This window comes from Burkholderia pyrrocinia, from assembly GCF_001028665.1.
Lineage (GTDB): Bacteria > Pseudomonadota > Gammaproteobacteria > Burkholderiales > Burkholderiaceae > Burkholderia > Burkholderia pyrrocinia.
Genome location: NZ_CP011504.1, coordinates 1455967 through 1472881, shown reverse-complemented (window position 1 = coordinate 1472881; position 16915 = coordinate 1455967). Strand labels below are relative to the sequence as shown.

Genomic DNA, 16915 nt, shown 5'->3' with positions numbered 1-16915 from the left:
TATCCTCAAGCATCCGAAGCCGGTACGCCCGGGGGCGTCACGCCGTAACCGGCCGAGTCCTTGCCCGCGACGTGGATCTTGCCGCCCGCGAGCGTACGCAGCACGACGTAGAACACCGGCGTCAGCATCAGCCCGAACAGCGTCACGCCGAGCATCCCGAAGAACACCGCGACACCCATCGCATGGCGCATCTCCGAACCCGCACCCGTCGACGTGACGAGCGGCACGACGCCCATGATGAACGCGATCGACGTCATCAGGATCGGGCGCAGCCGCAGCCGGCTCGCCTCGATCGCAGCCTCGAGCGGCGTCCTGCCGTCGTGTTCGAGCTCGCGCGCGAATTCGACGATCAGGATCGCGTTCTTCGCCGACAGCCCCACCAGCACCATCAAGCCGATCTGCGTGAAGATGTTGTTGTCGCCCTGCGTGAGCCACACGCCCGTCAGCGCCGACAGAATGCTCATCGGCACGATCAGGATCACCGCGAGCGGCAGCGTCAGGCTTTCATACAACGCGGCGAGCACCAGGAACACGAGCAGCACGCTGATCGGGAACACATACATCGCCGAATCGCCCGCGAGGATCTGCTGGTACGTGAGGTCGGTCCACTCGAACCGCACGCCGCGCGGCAGCGTCTCGTGCGCGATCCGCTCGACCGCGGCCTGCGCCTGCCCCGACGAGAAGCCCGGTGCCGGGCCGCCGTTGATGTCGGCCGCCGTGTAGCCGTTGTAGCGCACCACCATTTCAGGGCCGAACGTCGGCGTCACCGTGACGAGCGACGACAGCGGCACCATCTCGCCCTTGTCGTTGCGCGTCTTCAACTGCAGGATGTCGTCCGCACGCTGGCGGAACGGCGCATCGGCCTGCACGCGCACCTGGTACACGCGCCCGAAGCGGTTGAAGTCGTTCACGTACAGCGAGCCGAGATACACCTGCATCGTGTTGAACACGTCGGTGACCGGCACGCCGAGCTGCTTCGCCTTCACGCGGTCGAGATCGACGTTGAGCTGCGGCACGTTGATCTGGTAGCTGGTAAACAGCGGGCCAAGCTCCGGCGCCTGCTGTGCGCGCTTGATGAAGTCGTTGGTCGCATCCGCGAGCCGCGCATAACCGACCGCGCCGCGATCCTCGATCTGCATCTTGAAACCGCCGAGCGTGCCGAGGCCGAGCACCGGCGGCGGCGGGAACACCGCGACGAACGAGTCCTTGATCGCGCCGTACTGCTGGTTCAGCGCGCCGGCGATTGCGCCGGCCGACAGCGCCTTGCCGTGCCGTTCCGAGAACGGCTTCAGCGTGACGAACACGATGCCTGCGCTCGAACTGTTCGTGAAGCCGTTCACCGACAGCCCCGGGAACGCCACCGCGCTCTCGACACCCGGCTGCTTCAGCGCGATCGAGCCCATGTCGCGGATCACCTTCTCGGTGCGGTCGAGCGATGCACCGTTAGGCAATTGCGCGAACGCGATCAGGTATTCCTTGTCCTGCGCCGGCACGAAACCGCCCGGCACGACCTTCGTCACCAGCACGGTCGCGCCCACCAGCACGAGGTACACGCCCAGCATCAGCGTCTTGCGCGACAGCACGCCGCGCACGCCGCGGCCGTAGTTCTCCGCACCGCGATGGAACACCTTGTTGAAGCCGCGGAAGAAACCGCCGAGCACGCGGTTCATCACGCGCGTGAGCCAGTCTTCCTTCTCGCCGTGCCCCTTCAGCAGGATCGCGGACAGCGCCGGCGACAGCGTCAGCGAGTTGAACGCCGAGATCACCGTCGAGATCGCGATCGTCATCGCGAACTGCTTGTAGAACTGGCCGGTCAGGCCCGACATGAACGCGAGCGGCACGAACACGGCGACGAGCGTCAGCGCGATCGCGATGATCGGCCCGCTCACTTCCTGCATCGCCTTGTAGGTCGCCTGCCGCGCGTTCATCCCGCTCTCGATGTTGCGCTCGACGTTCTCGACGACGACGATCGCATCGTCGACCACGATCCCGATCGCCAGCACCATCCCGAACAATGACAACGCGTTGATCGAATACCCGAACGCGAGCAGCAGCGAGAACGTGCCGATGATCGACACCGGCACCGCGATCAGCGGAATCAGCGACGCGCGCCAGGTCTGCAGGAACACGATCACGACGATCACGACCAGCGCGATCGCTTCGAGCAGCGTGTGCACGACGGCCTTGATCGACGAACGCACGAACTGCGTCGGGTCATAGACGATCTTGTAGTCGACGCCCGCCGGCATGTCCTGCTTCAGCTCGGCCATCGTCTTGCGCACTTCGTCCGAGATCTGCAGCGAGTTCGCGCCCGGCGACTGGTTGATCGCCATCGCGACGGCCGGCTTGTTGTCGAGCAGCGAGCGCAGCCCGTACTCGGACGCATCGAGCTCGATCCGCGCGATGTCGCGCAGGCGCGTGACGCCGCCGTCCGGCGTCGTCTTCACGACGATGTCGCCGAATTCGTCTTCCGTCTGCAGACGGCCGCGCGCGTTCACCGACAACTGCAGCGGCGTGCCGGGCAGCGACGGCGACGCGCCGATCACGCCGGCCGCGACCTGCACGTTCTGCTCGCGGATCGCCTGCACGACGTCCTCGGCGGACAGCCCGCGCTGCGCGACCTTCTGCGGATCGAGCCACACGCGCATCGCGTAGTCGCCCGAACCCCACAACTGCACCTGGCCGACGCCCTGGATCCGCGACAGGCGATCCTTCACGTTGATCAGCGCGTAGTTGCGCAGGTAGGTCATGTCGTAGCGGTTGTCCGGCGAGATCAGGTGGACGACCATCGTCAGCGTCGGCGAGCTCTTCACCGTGGTGATGCCGAGCCGCTGCACATCTTCCGGCAGGCGCGGCAACGCCTGGTTCACGCGGTTCTGCACGAGCTGCGTGGCCTTGTCCGGATCGGTGCCGAGCTTGAACGTGACGGTGATCGTCATGTTGCCGTCGCTGTTCGCCTGCGACTGCATGTAGAGCATGTCCTCGACGCCGTTGATCTGCTCTTCAAGCGGCGACGCGACCGTCTCGGCGATCACTTTCGGGTTCGCGCCCGGGTACTGCGCCTTCACGATCACGGAAGGCGGCACGACTTCCGGATATTCCGAAATCGGCAGCAGGAACATCGCGATCACCCCGCCGAGCAGGATGATCACCGATAGGACTCCTGCAAAGATCGGTCGGTCGATAAAGAATTTGGAAATGTTCATGTGTGGCTCTGTCTGGTTGAACGCGGATGCGAAGCGGCGTACCGCTTACGAATCCGCCTTCGCCGGTGCGGCCGGCTTCGCGGTGCTCGCGATCGGCGCGGACGGCGCATCGCCGCCCGTCATCGGGACCATGTGCGGTTTCACCTGCTCGCCGGGCCGTACGCGCTGCGTGCCGTTCACGACGACGCGGTCGCCCGCGGAAAGCCCGCTCACGATCACGCGCCGGTTGCCGTGCTGCATCCCTTGCTGCACTTCGCGGTACGACACGCGGCCCTGCTGGTCGACGACGAACACGAACTTCTTGTCCTGGTCGGTGTTGATCGCCGCGTCGTCGACGAGCAGCGCCTCGTGCGGCGCGCTGCCGCCCACCTTCACGCGCGCGTAGAGGCCCGGGACGAGCGCGCCGTCGGCGTTGTCGAAGCGCGCGCGCACGCGGATCGTGCCCGACGACGTGTCGAGCCGGTTGTCGACCGAATCGATCACGCCGCTGCGCGAGTAGCCGGTTTCGTTCGCGAGGCCGAGCTCGACCGGCACCTTGCGGCCGTCGCGCGCGCCGTTGATGTATTGCAGGTAGGTCTGCTCGTCCGCGTCGAACGACGCATAGATCGGCGACACCGACACGAGCGTCGTCAGCGGCGCGGCCGATGCGCCGGCCGACACGACGTTGCCGACCGTGATCTCCGCGCGCGACACGCGGCCCGACACGGGCGCGGTGATCCGCGTATAGCCGAGGTTGATGCGCGCCGTTTCCAGCGCGGCATCGCCCGCCTTCACGTTCGCCGCCGCCTCGCGGGCCGCGTTCTGCTTCTCGTCGTAATCGCGCTTCGCGATCGCGTTGTCGCCGATCAGCCGCTGCGCGCGCTGCCAGTCGGTCTGCGCATAGCCGTTGCGCGCCTGGGCAGCCGCGAGCTGTGCAGCCGCGCGGTCGACTTCGGCCTGGTACGGGCGCGGGTCGATCACGAACAGCACGTCGCCCTTCTTCACGAGCGCGCCGTCCTTGAAATTCACCGCGACGATCGTGCCCGACACCTGCGGGCGTACGTCGACCTTCTCGATCGCTTCGAGGCGGCCCGAATAACCTTGCCAGTCGGTCACGGTCTGCGGCACGACGGTCGCGACATCGACTTCGGGCAGCGGCGCGGCCGCCTTTTCGGGTGCGTTTGCGTTCACGCGCATTGCGCCGAACGTTCCGAGGCCGACGACGGCGAGCGTCACGATCGCCGCTGTCGCGATTCGGGAACGGGAGGTGCGTAGGATGGCCATGTGGATCTCCAATAAACGTGGATTGGTTCTGGTTATTCGGAACGGTTCGGCTGGCGCGCCTGGAAGCGGCACTGGAAGAAGCGCACGGCTTCCTCGAATGCGGCTTCGTGCGTCGCGAGCGCGGCATGCGTGATATCCGGATAGCGGATCACCTGCGTGAGCACGCCCGACGAAATCAGGCAGCCCGCATATTTCTCCGCTTCGACGTGCAGCACGTCGTTCTGCGCGGTGACGACGAGCGTCGGCGGCAGCCCCGCGAGGCGCACCGATTCGAGCGGCGCCGCGTACGGGTGCATGCGCTGCGCGGCCTGCGGCAGATATGCGCGATAACATGCCGCGCATTCGCGCGCGGTGATGTCCGACGCGAGGCGCTCGGCGTCGCCGATGCGCGTCATGCTCGGGTCGAGCATCGGCCCGAACAGCGCTTGCGCGGCGATCGACACTTCGCCGCGGTCGCGTGCGATGAAGGCCAGACAGTTCGCAAGCTGGCCGCCCGCGTCGTGGCCCGCGACACCGATCTTCTTCGGGTTGCCGCCGAACGCGCGGGCACGTGTCGCGGCCCACACGGCCGCGCGATACGCATCCTCCGGCGCGGCCGGAAAAGGAAAGGCCGGTGCGAGCGAATAATCGACCGACACTACGAGAGCTGGTAAGCGTTCTGCTAAAAAACGCGCGGCGAAATCGGCGTCTTCGAGCGAACCGCGGACGAAACCGCCGCCGTGGAAATAAAGCACTACTGGCAGCCCGGTCTTGTCCGGGCGGCGGTAGAGGCGCAGCACGATGTCCTGCGCGTAGCCGGGAATTTCCACTTCGGCGACCGTCAGCGCCGCGCCCGCCAAGGCTTGAGCGGGCAACGCGGCTTTCAGGAATTTGCTGAATTCAGAAGCGTCCATGACGATGCAGCATCCATTTCGAGATGGAACGAATTCTGGGTCCGGCAGACATTGGGATAAATGCCTATAATCCGGCAACACAATTCAACGCCCCCGAACAATCCGAGGCTGCGTTCACCCACGAGGTAGCGCAGCCTTGTTGTTCCGGCGGCAAATTAGATTGCGGAGGTTGTGATGGACCGGCTTCAGGCCATGCAGGTGTTTACTCGCGTCGTCGATACAAGCAGCTTCACCAAGGCAGCAGAAACGCTCAGCTTGCCGCGGGCGTCCGTCACGACGATCATCCAGAATCTGGAGGCGTTCCTCGGCGTGCGGCTGATGCACCGGACCACGCGCCGGCTGTCGCTGACGCCGGACGGCGCCGCGTACTACGAAAGATGCGTGCGGATCCTCGCGGACGTCGAGGAAACCGAAGCGAGCTTCCAGGCCAACAACCGGAAGCCGCACGGAAAGTTGCGTATCGACATGCCGGGTTCGATCGGGCGGCTGCTCGTGATTCCGTCGCTGTGCGAATTTCACACGCGCTATCCGGACATCGACCTGCAACTCGGGCTGTCCGATCGCCCGGTCGACCTGCTGCAGGAAGGCGTCGACTGCGTGATCCGCGTTGGTGCATTGCAGGACTCGTCGCTCGTCGCGCGCCGGGTCGGCCTGTTCGAATGCGTGACGGTCGCGTCGCCCGACTATCTCGAGCGTCACGGCGAGCCGAAGACGATCGACGACCTGAGCCAGCACAAGGCCGTCAACTACTTCTCGAGCCGCACCGGCCGCACGATCGACTGGACGTTCCTGACCGACGGCCAGGAAGTCGAGATGAAGATGGAGGGCATCGTGTCGGTGAACGATGCCGATGCGTACGTGACCTGCGGGATCGAAGGCTTCGGGCTGATCCAGCCGCCGCTCTTCATGGTGCTGCCGCATCTGCGCGAAGGCCGGCTCAAGGAAGTGCTGCCCGGCGTCAAGCCGCTGCCGATGCCGATCTCCGTCGTGTATCCGCACAGCCGCCATCTGTCGCCGAAAGTGCGCGTATTCGTCGACTGGATCGCCGAGGTGTTCGACCGTTGCCCGCTGCTGAGCGGCAAGGGCAGCCTCGACGCGACGTGCAGCAAGCGTACGTTCGAGGAAGCCGAACGCGCGCCGGTGCTCGACACGCCGGTCATCAACGAATGGGTCGCGTAGGTCCGGCGTACCCGGGCGCCTTTTTCACTTCGCTCGCCACGCACGCATGAATTCCGCGGCCCCCATGCCGGGTGCGCCGCGGCCGGGCCGCTTCGCGCGTGCCATCGCCCGTGCCAGTTCGGCGCGCTGCGCGCTCACGTGCCGCGCGCAATAGCGGTCGATCACGCCGATCTGGTTTTCCAGGAACGCGATCGTCTGCTCGATGCCGCCGCGCACGTTCGCCTGAGAGTACGTAAGCAGTTGATACTCCGCGATCAGCGTGCGCGCGAGTTGCCGGCGGCGCTGCACCAACGCCTGCAAGCTCTGTAGTTGCGGGTCGGACAACGGCTCGACGAGCCGGGCGCACGACGGATGCTGATCGAACTGGCGAGCCAGTTCCGTCAGCAAACGGGCTCGCGCCCCTTTTCGCTCGAGCGGAATCTCGACCGCGCCCGCGAGGAAATCGCGGGCCTGATGCGGATAGGCAACGGCCACCGCCAGTCGCGCGGCCTGCAGCGAGCAAGCCGCCTCGAATTCGGCGCCGCCGGACGACTCCAGCACGACGCGCGCAGGAGCCAATCCGGCTATCGCATCGGTCAGCGACTCGATGCCGAACGTCTCGTTCCGGTAGCCGAGAATCACGCTCAGCGACGAGATGCCGACCTCGACCGTCTCCCGCGTCACGCTGATGCCGACAAACACGCGCTCGGGCGCCAACGCCTCGTCGTGCTGTTGCGCTGCTTGATCGCTCATACGAATTCGCTCCTGATCTCGCCCTTCGGTCCGGCCGGCGAAAAAGAAATTGGGGCACCGGTGTTCGCCACTAGAACTGTCATAATCGAAATGTAATATTCCAGGTGGAACTGGTTCCACCCGCTTCGCTCAGTCACCCCGGTGTGACCGATCGATCTTCCGAACGCGTCGCGACGCCGATGACAGGCCGCCGCGTCGAAGCTCCCCGAGACCGACATGACGAATCTTCAACAATCAAATGATCAGGAATCCTAAGATTTATTCGGCGACATGACGTCGATCAGGAACCGGTCGCGATCCTGACCACGCAACCACACCGGCTCCCGCCCCACGCCGGACCACGTCTGCCCGGTGCGCGGGTCGAAATACTTTGCCCGGCGCTTCCTCCCGGAGCCGATCGCACCGGCCGGAAACACCTCCTTGTGGGTGAACCCGAATTCCTCGATACAGCGCCGGACTTCGAGCAGCACGGCCTCCGATATGGCAAGACGCTCGCGTTCCAGTTGCTCTTCGAGCAAGGCCTTCTTTTCCATGAACGACTTGTATATCAACATGCGACGCTCCTTAAGACTCGCCTCTACGCCGGTCCTCCACCAAGGCGGTGCCGGTACATCGGAGCGTAATCGCGCCGCCGTTTCATATTGACAACCTTTGTCAACAATATGGACTACAAATCGACCTCACATGCCCCGATGAAAGCAATTTCGACGCTATAACAACGGCTTAACGCGTTCAAAATCGTTGACAATCACACGCGCGTAACGATGCGAACATGCGCGGCAATTCGCCGGTCGCCACTCGGTCTCACACGGATCACAAGAATCCTTCCATCCATGCTCGACGCAGTACGATCGACCTGCTCGCTAACAAAGGAGTGCAAAACATGAATGTTCTATATCTCGAGGACGACAGCGCATACGTCGAAATGATCACCGCAATACTGGAGAAATCGGGGCACCGCATACATGCGGTCGGCAACGGCCACCAGGCGATCCGCCATCTGGAGAACGCGGTTGTCGACCTGCTGATTCTCGACTGGCAAGTGCCGGGCCTGTCGGGGTTCGAGGTGCTGAAATGGACCCGGGAACGCATCGGCGGGGGCCTGCCGATCCTGTTCCTGACGAATCGCGCGCAAAAGGACGAGATTTTCTCCGCGATCAACGCCGGCGCCGACGATTACATGGTCAAGCCGATCAACCATTTCGAACTGCTGGCGCGCACCAACGCGTTGCTGCGGCGCGCGTATCACGGCGGCGGTGCGCCGCTGGAGACCCTCGATATCGGCTGCTACCGGATCGATACAAAGGCACGGACGGTGCGGCTCAACGGCACGCAGATCGTGCTGACGCCACGCGAATTCGATCTCGCCGTGCTGCTGTTTCGTAACCTCGGGCGCATCATGCCACGCGACGCGCTGATCCTTTCGCTGTGGGGCCGTGACATGACCCGCGTATCGCGCAGCCTCGACACGCACATCTATCGATTGCGGATAAAGCTGGCACTCCAGCCGTCGAACGGCATGCGGCTCAGCGCGGTCTATTCGCTCGGCTATCGACTTGAGGCGATCTGACGCCCCCTATCCGTGGCAACGCGACCATGCCCATTCCACCGTCGCACTGCATCGCCAGGCTGCCGCGCCCGCCGGCCAACGCACGGAGGAACGGCGCTCGTGACGCGCGGCATCCCGTCATCGCGTGCAGAAGACTATTGCGCCGATTGGATTGATCGCTGCGCGACATGCTCCGCCCGATCCACCGCATCTCGCTGCCAGCGCCAGCCAGCAAGGCTTTCCGCATTCCCCCATTGCGTGTGCGGATTCCGATTGTTCCTGTACGGCGACAATTCAATTCGCGGCTGCCGCATTTATCGCGCCGGAACAGACACCTAGAGTAAACCCTGTCGCGCACCTCGTTGCGCATCGAACAGATCCCGCTTGATGGGACCGGAGCAAGCGCCAACGCGCCAACTCCGAAATGCCAAGCATGGGATCTGAGTAAGCGCTGAAGCGCTAACTCGTATCGACAGGAGTCATGCCATGAACCGCCGCCACCTTTTCTCCGCTCTCGCCCTCGCACTCGCCGTGTCCGCACCGGCCTTCGCCGATTCGGGCACGCCGCACGCCGGCGACTACGGCAATACGTCGTGGTACTCGCAGCACTACGGCCCGCGCACGCGCGCCGAAGTGAGCGCGGAAGTCGAGCAGGCCCGCAAGGACGGCACGCTCGCGTACCTGCGCAAGGCAAATTCATACCCGCAAGGGCTCGAACTCGCGCAAGGCCCGTATCGCTCGTTGCCGGAAAGCAACCAGCTCGCCGGCGGGGGCCGGTAAACGTGCAACGCCGCGCAGCGGGGTGCCCCGTGCGCGGCATCGCGACACACCTATCGACGACTCGCCGAGTCAGTTAGTTGCAGGAGCACATGATGAACGACCAACTCCCTTCGCCGCTCGATCACTGGGACGACACCACGCCGGTCTGGACGCCTTTCCGTTCGGCCCCGCACTCGCATTGACCGCCGACTGAGCCGTCGCCTGGCCCTCAACGGCGCGGCACCCCGTCGCGCCACTCGCCCCAGTGCGTCACGATGTCCTGCACGAGCGGGTTGCCCGCGCGGTACAGGTTCTCGGTCGCCGGGGCGAAGCCGCCCTGGTCCGCGTAGTTCAGCAGGTTGTCGGTACTCGTCTGCCCCGCATACGGCCGGTCGAAATCGGACCCCGTGCGCAGCACCGCAACGCGCGACAGGTCGACCCGCTTCACGCTCGCCGCGCGCTTGAGCGCTTCGTACGTCGCGTTGTCTTCCTGCGCGGTCATGCAGTAAGTGCCCTTGCCGTCCGTCAGGATCTTCGTCCACTGGCGCGCGCGCTCGCCGATCAGCGTGCCCGAGAACCACGTGTTGCCCGACGACGTATCGCACTGGATCACCGTCGGCGGCCGGTTCGCCGGCGCATACGTGAACTTCGCGCGCGCGGCCTGCGCCTGCGCGCTGTCGGCGAGCACGACGTTGCGCGACAGCGCGACAGCGGCGTCGGTCAGCTGCGGGTTGAGCTGGAACACCTCGGTGCGATAGTCGAGCGGCGGCTTGTCGTTCGGGCTCTTCGTGTTGATGCCGAGAAAGCCGGTATTCCAGCCGGCCGGAATCTCGCGTGCATCGAGCTCCCACTGCAGGCTGAAATCGACGAGATATTTCGACCACGCGGCGGACCCGACCGTGCCTTGCGCGGGGTCGACGCCCGCGATGCCGGAGATCAGGAAATACGTGCGACGCAGATCGAAGCGCTGCGAGAACGTGAGCGCCATGATCGTCGCCGACGCGTTCGCATAGCCCATGCCGGTCGTCACCACGCACACGTCCTGCTTGTTGCAGTGAACGGCCGGATAGTCGGGCGACAGGCCCGGCACGGTGATGTCGCGCCACGGGCCGATCCGGTCGAGCCAGGCCTGGCCCTCCGGACCGAACATCGTGATGATCATGACCTTGACCGGGCGGCCCTGTGCACCGGTCTCGGCAAATGCAGCGTTGCCCGCGTTGTTGCCCTGGTTGTCCTGCGCGATCGACGGCGCGGTCGCACAGGCCGCGAGCGAGAAGGCGGCGGCGGAAAGAATGGAGCGAGTCAGCATCGGCGTCCCTTGTTTCGATGATGTTGGGTGAGAACGGCTCTCGGAGACTGCGCGAGGGAGTATAGAACGGGCCCGTGCGATGCGGAACCCGACTACGAAACGACTACCTTGTTTCGTGCGACCGTGCGCGTGTTGCGCAATGCGATGTGCGTCGTTGGTTTCGCACCGTCGCCGTGCATGAAAACCATCAGGAATGCTATCCGGTTGGCAGGAACGAACGCCTGCCGACATACCGCTGCGCATCGCACCCGTCGACGTCGCCTTCTACTTCGGCCAGCTCCCGAACCGCTACACGCGCACGAGCCCCGCGACGCCGTAACCGAGCACGACCAGCGCGGCGACCACATGGCTCGCCGCGAGCCACCCCGGCGATTTCACGATGCGCCCGATCGTGCTGCCGCCGAACGCGAACACGAGCTGCCCCGCGAGGCTGCCGGCGAACACGCACGCGGCGCCGAACAACCAGTGCCGATGCGCACCGGCTGCCGCCGTCGCATAGCCATAAAACAGCAGGATGGTGAGCGGGTTCGCGAGCGTGACGAAGAACATCGACGTGAACGGGCGAGTGCCCGGCGGCTGCGCATCGCCGTCGAGCGTGCGGCGCCGATCCCGCAGCGCGTGCCACAGCATCCGTGTGCCCATCGCGAGCAACACGAACGCGCCGACGACACGGAACAGCGACAGGTGCGACGCGAGCGTGCTCGCGAGCATCGCGCCGATCGTGAATGCGACGACCGCATAGCAGCCGTCGGCAGCGGCCACGCCCACCGCCGCGCGCACGCCGGTGGCGGTGCCGGCGCGCATGCCGTAGTTCGCGATCATCAGCGCGACGGGCCCGACCGACAGCGCGATCATCAGCCCGAACAGGAAGTCGTTCATCGGTCGTCGACGCCTTCGAGGGAAGGCATCGATTCTAGCGACCGCACCACGATCCGGCGTGGAAAATCCGCGTCAGGCGACGTCGACGCGCGCGGGCCCGTCCACCATCTCGCCGATCACGGCCGCGCGGTCGAAGCCGTCGGCGCGGAAGCACGCGAGGACTTCGTCGACCGTTTCCGGCGCACACGCGACGAGCAGGCCGCCCGACGTCTGCGGATCGGTCAGCAGCGCCTGCGCGACGGGCGGCAGGCCGTCGGCGAGCCGCACGTCCGTGCCGTACGCGGCCCAGTTGCGACCCGATGCGCCGGTGAACACGCCGTCGGCGACGAACGCCTCGACACCCGCGAGCCACGGCAGCGATGCGTAGTGCACGCGCGCGGTGAGATGCGCGCCGCGCGCCAGTTCGAGCGTATGGCCGAGCAGCCCGAAGCCCGTGACGTCGGTCAGCGCATGAACGCCCGGCAACGCGGCAAGCTCGGTGCCCGGCCGGTTCAGCTTGGTGGTCGTCGCGACCATCTGCGCGTAACCCGCGGCATCGAGCTGGTTCTTTTTCAGCGCGGCCGACAGCACGCCGACGCCGAGCGGCTTGCCGAGCACGAGCACGTCGCCCGCACGCGCGGCCGCATTGCGCTTCACGCGCGACGGATGCACGACGCCGATCGCCGCGAGCCCGTAGATCGGCTCGACCGAATCGATCGAATGGCCGCCCGCGACCGGAATGCCGGCGTCCGCGCACACCGCTTCGCCGCCGCGCAGCACGGCCGCGATCGTCTCGTGCGGCAGCACGTTGATCGGCATCCCGACCAGCGCGAGCGCGAGGATCGGCTTGCCGCCCATCGCATAGACGTCGGACAGCGCGTTGGTCGCCGCGATGCGGCCGAAGTCGAACGGATCGTCGACGATCGGCATGAAGAAGTCGGTGGTCGCGACGATCGCCTGCTCGTCGTTCAGCCGGTAGACGGCCGCATCGTCGGACGTCTCGGTGCCGACCAGCAGGTCCGGAAACAGCGCGGGCGGCGTCGCGCGCTTCAGCAGCTCGGACAGCACGCCCGGCGCGATCTTGCAGCCGCAGCCGCCCCCGTGCGACAGGCTCGTGAGGCGCGGAACGGCAGGCTGGGCTTGAGTGGCTTCGGTCATCGTCGGCATCCGGTGAATAACAACACTCCATTATCGACAATTCCGCGCGAGCGCGCCCGATACCCACATAATCGTCGGCGCCCGCCCTCGTCCGCCCCCTCATTCATGGATCACCTGTTCATCGGCCTCGTGCTGTGCTCCGCGCTGCTGCACGCCATCTGGAATGCGTTCCTGCACGTCAGCGAAGACCGGCTCGTCCAGCTCGGCACGATGTCGCTGCCGTATCTCGCGTTCGGCGTCGCCGGCGCCGCACTGCTGCCCGCGCCGGCGCCCGCCGCGTGGCCGTACGTCGCCGCGTCGGCCGCGCTCGAGGTCGCGTACTGCTTCACGCTCGCGCGCGCCTACCGCAGCGGCGAGTTCGGGGAGATCTATCCGATCGCGCGCGGGATGTCGCCGCTGCTCGTGTCGGTGCTCGCGTTCGCGGTGCTGCACGAGCGGCCGACGCCGTTCGGCTTCGCCGGCATCGCGCTCGTATCGTTCGGCATCATGTCGCTCGCGCTGCGCCGCGGCTTCCGGTTCTCCGGGGAAGGCGTGCCGTATGCGCTGCTCACGGGCGTGTTCATCGCCGCGTATTCGATCTGCGACGGGATCGGCTCGCGCGTGTCCGGCAGCGCGCTCGGTTACATCGCGTGGGTGTACCTGCTGTGGAGCGTGCCGCAGCTCGTGCTCGTCTGCGCGGTGCGCGGCGGCCCGCGCGCGGTGCTCGGCTCGCGCGCCGCGCTCACGCAGGGCGCGATCGCCGGCACGATCTCGCTCGCCGCGTATGCGATCGTGATCCTCGCGTACCGGCACCTGCCGGTCGCGACCGTGTCGGCGCTGCGCGAAACGAGTTCGATCTTCGCGGTCGCGATCGGCTGGTTCGTGATGCGCGAGCGACCCGGCGCGCAGCGGCTCGCCGCCTGCGCGCTGGTGGTCGCGGGCGCGGCGTTGATCCGGCTTTAAGCGCGACCGGTACCGATATCCGCCGAGCGAATCGCGCATCGACGGCACCGCAGCGCGGCAATACCGTCGCACGCCGTCATCAGGCGGCGACCATATCGGAGCGCAGAAACGCCCGCTCGTCGATCGCCTCGGCAAGCGTCGCGAACGCCGTCGCGATCTCGTCCTCCGGCACGCACGCATAACCGAGCAGCAACCCCGGCGCCGCGCGCTCGCGATCCGCGTAATAGCCGGACAGCGGCCGCACGACGATATTGCGTTCGAGCGCGGCCTGCGCGACCGCGCGATCGTCGACGCCTGCCGGCAATTGCGTGACGAGATGCAGCCCCGCGTCGCTGCCGAGCGCCTGCAGCGTGTCGCCGTAGCGGCGCGCGACCGCATCGAGCAGCACTTCGCGGCGCTGCCCGTACAGCGTGCGCATCTTGCGGATATGCGACACGAAGTGCCCTTCCGCGATGAATTCGGCGAGCACGGCCTGCTGCAGCAACTGTCCTTCGCGATACAGCTCGGCGCTCGCGGTCGCGAAGCTTTCCGCGAGCGGTTCCGGCGCGACCAGGTAGCCGACCCGCAGCCCGGGGAACAGCGTCTTGCCGAAACTGCCGACGTAGATCACCTGCCCGGCCGTGTCGAGACCCTGCAGCGACGCGAGCGGCCGGCTGCCGTAACGGAATTCGCTGTCGTAATCGTCCTCGATGATCCAGCAGCCGTGCTGGCGCGCGTATTCGAGCAGCATCCGGCGCCGCGCGAGACTCATCACCATCCCGAGCGGATACTGGTGCGACGGCGTGACGAGCATCAGCTTCGGCGGTTCGGCGAGATCGGCGGGCGACGGCGCGATGCCTTCCTCGTCGACCGGGATCGGCCGCGTGGTCAGCCCCGACACGTTCAGCACGCTGCGCACGCCCCAGTAGCACGGGTCCTCGGTCCAGATCGCGTCGCCGGGATCGGTCAGGAGCCGCACCGCGAGGTCGATCGACTGGTGGATGCCGGTCGTAATCACGATCTGCTCGGGCGTGCAGCGCACCGAGCGCGACGTGCGCAGGTAGTCGGCCAGCGCCTCGCGCAGCAGCGCGAGCCCGCCGCCCGGCGCATAGGTCAGCAGGTCGGGGCGCAGGCGCCGCCAGTACTTGTTGTGCAGCCGCGTCCACACGCGCGCCGGAAATCGCGACACATCGGGCACGCCCGGCATGAACGCGCCGCCCTGGCGCTTCGACACGCCGGCCCCTTCGACGAGCCGCGTGCCGCGCGCGGACAGCCGCCGCGCGGACGGCATCACCACGGCCGGGCCGGCCGCCGCGTCGGGCGGCGCGCCGACGATCTCGTCCGGCGCGCTGTCGGCGACGAACGTGCCGCGGCCCGTCGCCGAGTTCACATAACCTTCGAGCGCAAGCTGTTCGTAAACCTGCGTGACCGTGTTGCGCGCGATCCCGAGCTCGGCGGCCAGGAGCCGCGACGACGGCACGCGCGTGCCGGCCGGCAGTTCGCGCGACAGGATCGCCTGTTGCAGCAGCCGGTGAAGCTGCCGGTAGATCGGCTGTTCGCCGCCGCGCACGAGGCGCTGCGCCAGCCAGTCCGACAACACGCTCGCGCGCATGATTGGCTCCTGAATATTTATTGAAATGGCTCTGATTGTCAGAGCCAAATGTGATTATAGTCGCCTCCATGGGCTGCCAACGCGCCCGATTTTCTACCCACCGGACAGAACATCAAGGAGATGACCGTGAAGAATGCCGACCTGCAGGCCCGCAAGAACGCCGCTACCCCGCGCGGCGTCGGTGTGATGTGCGATTTCTACGCAGCCCGCGCCGAGAACGCGGAACTGTGGGATGTCGAAGGCCGCCGCTTCATCGATTTCGCCGCCGGCATCGCGGTGCTGAACACGGGCCACCGCCACCCGAAGATCGTCAAGGCGATCGCGGATCAACTGAACAACTTCACGCACACCGCTTACCAGATCGTCCCGTACGCGTCGTACGTCGAGCTGGCCGAGAAGATCAACGCACGCGCGCCGGGCGATTTCCCGAAGAAGACCGCGTTCTTCACGACCGGCGCCGAAGCCGTCGAGAACGCGATCAAGATCGCGCGCGCCGCGACCGGCCGTCCGGGCGTCATCGCATTCTCGGGCGGCTTCCACGGCCGCACGATGATGGGCATGGCGCTGACCGGCAAGGTCGCCCCGTACAAGCTGAACTTCGGCCCGTTCCCGGGCGACGTGTTCCACGCGCCGTACCCGAACGCCGTACACGGCGTGACGACCGCCGACTCGATCAAGGCAATCGAGATGCTGTTCAAGGCCGACATCGATCCGAAGCGCGTCGCCGCGATCATCTTCGAACCGGTCCAGGGCGAAGGCGGTTTCTACCAGGCGCCGGCCGAATTCGTGCGCGCGCTGCGCAAGATCTGTAACGAACACGGCATCCTGCTGATCGCCGACGAAGTGCAAACGGGCTTCGCGCGTACCGGCAAGCTGTTCGCGATGCAGCACTACGACGTGCTGGCCGACCTGATCACGATGGCGAAGAGCCTCGCGGGCGGCATGCCGCTGTCGGGCGTCGTCGGCCGTGCGGACGTGATGGACGCGGCAGCGCCCGGCGGCCTCGGCGGCACGTACGCGGGCAACCCGCTGGCCGTCGCATCGGCGCACGCGGTGCTCGAGATCATCGACGAAGAGAAGCTGTGCGAGCGCGCCACGCAACTCGGCGACGTGCTGAAGGCGAAGCTGAGCGCGCTGCAGGCCGACGTGCCGCAGATCGCCGACGTGCGCGGCCCGGGCGCGATGATCGCGGTCGAGTTCCTGAAGCCGGGTTCGGGCGAGCCGGATGCGGAATTCACGAAGCGCGTGCAAACGCGCGCGCTCGAGCGCGGCCTGCTGCTGCTCGTGTGCGGCGTGTACTCGAACGTCGTGCGCTTCCTGTTCCCGCTGACGATTCCCGAGGCCGTGTTCGACGAAGCGCTCGTGATCCTCGAGGAAGTGCTGAAGGAAACGGTCGGCGTGCCGGCCTGAGTTCCCGTCCACTGAATGCGCCGCCGCCGTCGTCGAGACGGCGGCGGCCTTTTCATCCGTCATCTT

The 16915-nt window shown here is 66.4% G+C and carries 14 protein-coding genes; 5 read left to right on the top strand and 9 right to left on the bottom strand.

Going from position 1 to position 16915, the window contains the following annotated elements; translation table 11 throughout:
* Positions 1-5: 5 nt before the first annotated feature.
* The 3 genes from ceoB to ABD05_RS22840 are packed head-to-tail and all read right to left on the bottom strand — an operon-like array spanning position 6 to position 5362.
* Positions 6-3206, bottom strand: a complete 3201-nt coding sequence (ceoB, locus tag ABD05_RS22850; RefSeq protein ID WP_047902339.1) for a multidrug efflux RND transporter permease subunit CeoB — start codon at positions 3204-3206, stop codon at positions 6-8.
* Between the two features lie 45 nt (positions 3207-3251).
* The gene (ceoA, locus tag ABD05_RS22845; protein WP_047902338.1) at positions 3252-4469 is read right to left on the bottom strand and encodes a multidrug efflux RND transporter periplasmic adaptor subunit CeoA; all 1218 of its coding nucleotides are present in this window, start codon (positions 4467-4469) and stop codon (positions 3252-3254) included.
* 32 nt (positions 4470-4501) lie between these two features.
* Positions 4502-5362 carry an alpha/beta hydrolase gene (locus ABD05_RS22840; RefSeq protein WP_047902337.1) on the bottom strand — a complete coding sequence of 287 codons (861 nt, stop codon included), beginning with the start codon at positions 5360-5362 and terminating at the stop codon, positions 4502-4504.
* 174 nt (positions 5363-5536) lie between these two features.
* Here ABD05_RS22840 and ceoR point away from each other — a divergent pair, with 174 nt between their 5' ends.
* Positions 5537-6541: a putative multidrug efflux transcriptional regulator CeoR gene (ceoR, locus tag ABD05_RS22835; RefSeq protein WP_021156406.1), complete on the top strand. Its 1005-nt coding sequence runs from the start codon at positions 5537-5539 to the stop codon at positions 6539-6541.
* Positions 6542-6565: 24 nt separating this feature from the next.
* Here ceoR and ABD05_RS22830 read toward each other — a convergent pair whose 3' ends face one another.
* Both ABD05_RS22830 and ABD05_RS22820 read right to left on the bottom strand, forming a co-directional pair.
* On the bottom strand, positions 6566-7393 hold the full coding sequence (locus ABD05_RS22830) for a hypothetical protein (RefSeq protein WP_148669128.1): 828 nt from the start codon (positions 7391-7393) through the stop codon (positions 6566-6568).
* A 131-nt stretch (positions 7394-7524) separates the two neighbouring features.
* On the bottom strand, positions 7525-7827 hold the full coding sequence (locus tag ABD05_RS22820; RefSeq protein WP_047902334.1) for an H-NS histone family protein: 303 nt from the start codon (positions 7825-7827) through the stop codon (positions 7525-7527).
* 329 nt (positions 7828-8156) lie between these two features.
* Here ABD05_RS22820 and ABD05_RS22815 point away from each other — a divergent pair, with 329 nt between their 5' ends.
* Entirely contained in the window at positions 8157-8843 is a 687-nt protein-coding gene (locus ABD05_RS22815; protein ID WP_047902333.1) for a response regulator transcription factor, read from the top strand.
* 465 nt (positions 8844-9308) lie between these two features.
* Positions 9309-9602, top strand: a complete 294-nt coding sequence (locus ABD05_RS22810) for a DUF4148 domain-containing protein (protein ID WP_047902332.1) — start codon at positions 9309-9311, stop codon at positions 9600-9602.
* A 208-nt stretch (positions 9603-9810) separates the two neighbouring features.
* On the opposite strand, the gene ABD05_RS22805 is transcribed toward ABD05_RS22810, so the two are convergent.
* From ABD05_RS22805 to selD, 3 genes are all read right to left on the bottom strand, one after another.
* A complete protein-coding gene (locus ABD05_RS22805; RefSeq protein ID WP_047902331.1) occupies positions 9811-10890 on the bottom strand; it encodes a purine-nucleoside phosphorylase in 1080 nt (359 codons plus the stop codon).
* A gap of 288 nt (positions 10891-11178) precedes the next feature.
* A complete protein-coding gene (locus ABD05_RS22800; RefSeq protein WP_047902330.1) occupies positions 11179-11769 on the bottom strand; it encodes a LysE family translocator in 591 nt (196 codons plus the stop codon).
* A 72-nt stretch (positions 11770-11841) separates the two neighbouring features.
* Complete coding sequence (gene selD / locus ABD05_RS22795) at positions 11842-12906, bottom strand: selenide, water dikinase SelD (RefSeq protein ID WP_082146274.1); 1065 nt, start codon at positions 12904-12906, stop codon at positions 11842-11844.
* 105 nt (positions 12907-13011) lie between these two features.
* Here selD and ABD05_RS22790 point away from each other — a divergent pair, with 105 nt between their 5' ends.
* Complete coding sequence (locus tag ABD05_RS22790; RefSeq protein WP_047902328.1) at positions 13012-13848, top strand: DMT family transporter; 837 nt, start codon at positions 13012-13014, stop codon at positions 13846-13848.
* A gap of 79 nt (positions 13849-13927) precedes the next feature.
* Here ABD05_RS22790 and pdxR read toward each other — a convergent pair whose 3' ends face one another.
* A complete protein-coding gene (gene pdxR, locus ABD05_RS22785) occupies positions 13928-15439 on the bottom strand; it encodes a MocR-like pyridoxine biosynthesis transcription factor PdxR (protein WP_047902327.1) in 1512 nt (503 codons plus the stop codon).
* A 126-nt stretch (positions 15440-15565) separates the two neighbouring features.
* On the opposite strand from pdxR, the gene ABD05_RS22780 reads away from it, so the two are divergent.
* Entirely contained in the window at positions 15566-16849 is a 1284-nt protein-coding gene (locus ABD05_RS22780; protein WP_082146273.1) for a 4-aminobutyrate--2-oxoglutarate transaminase, read from the top strand.
* Positions 16850-16915: the final 66 nt, after the last annotated feature.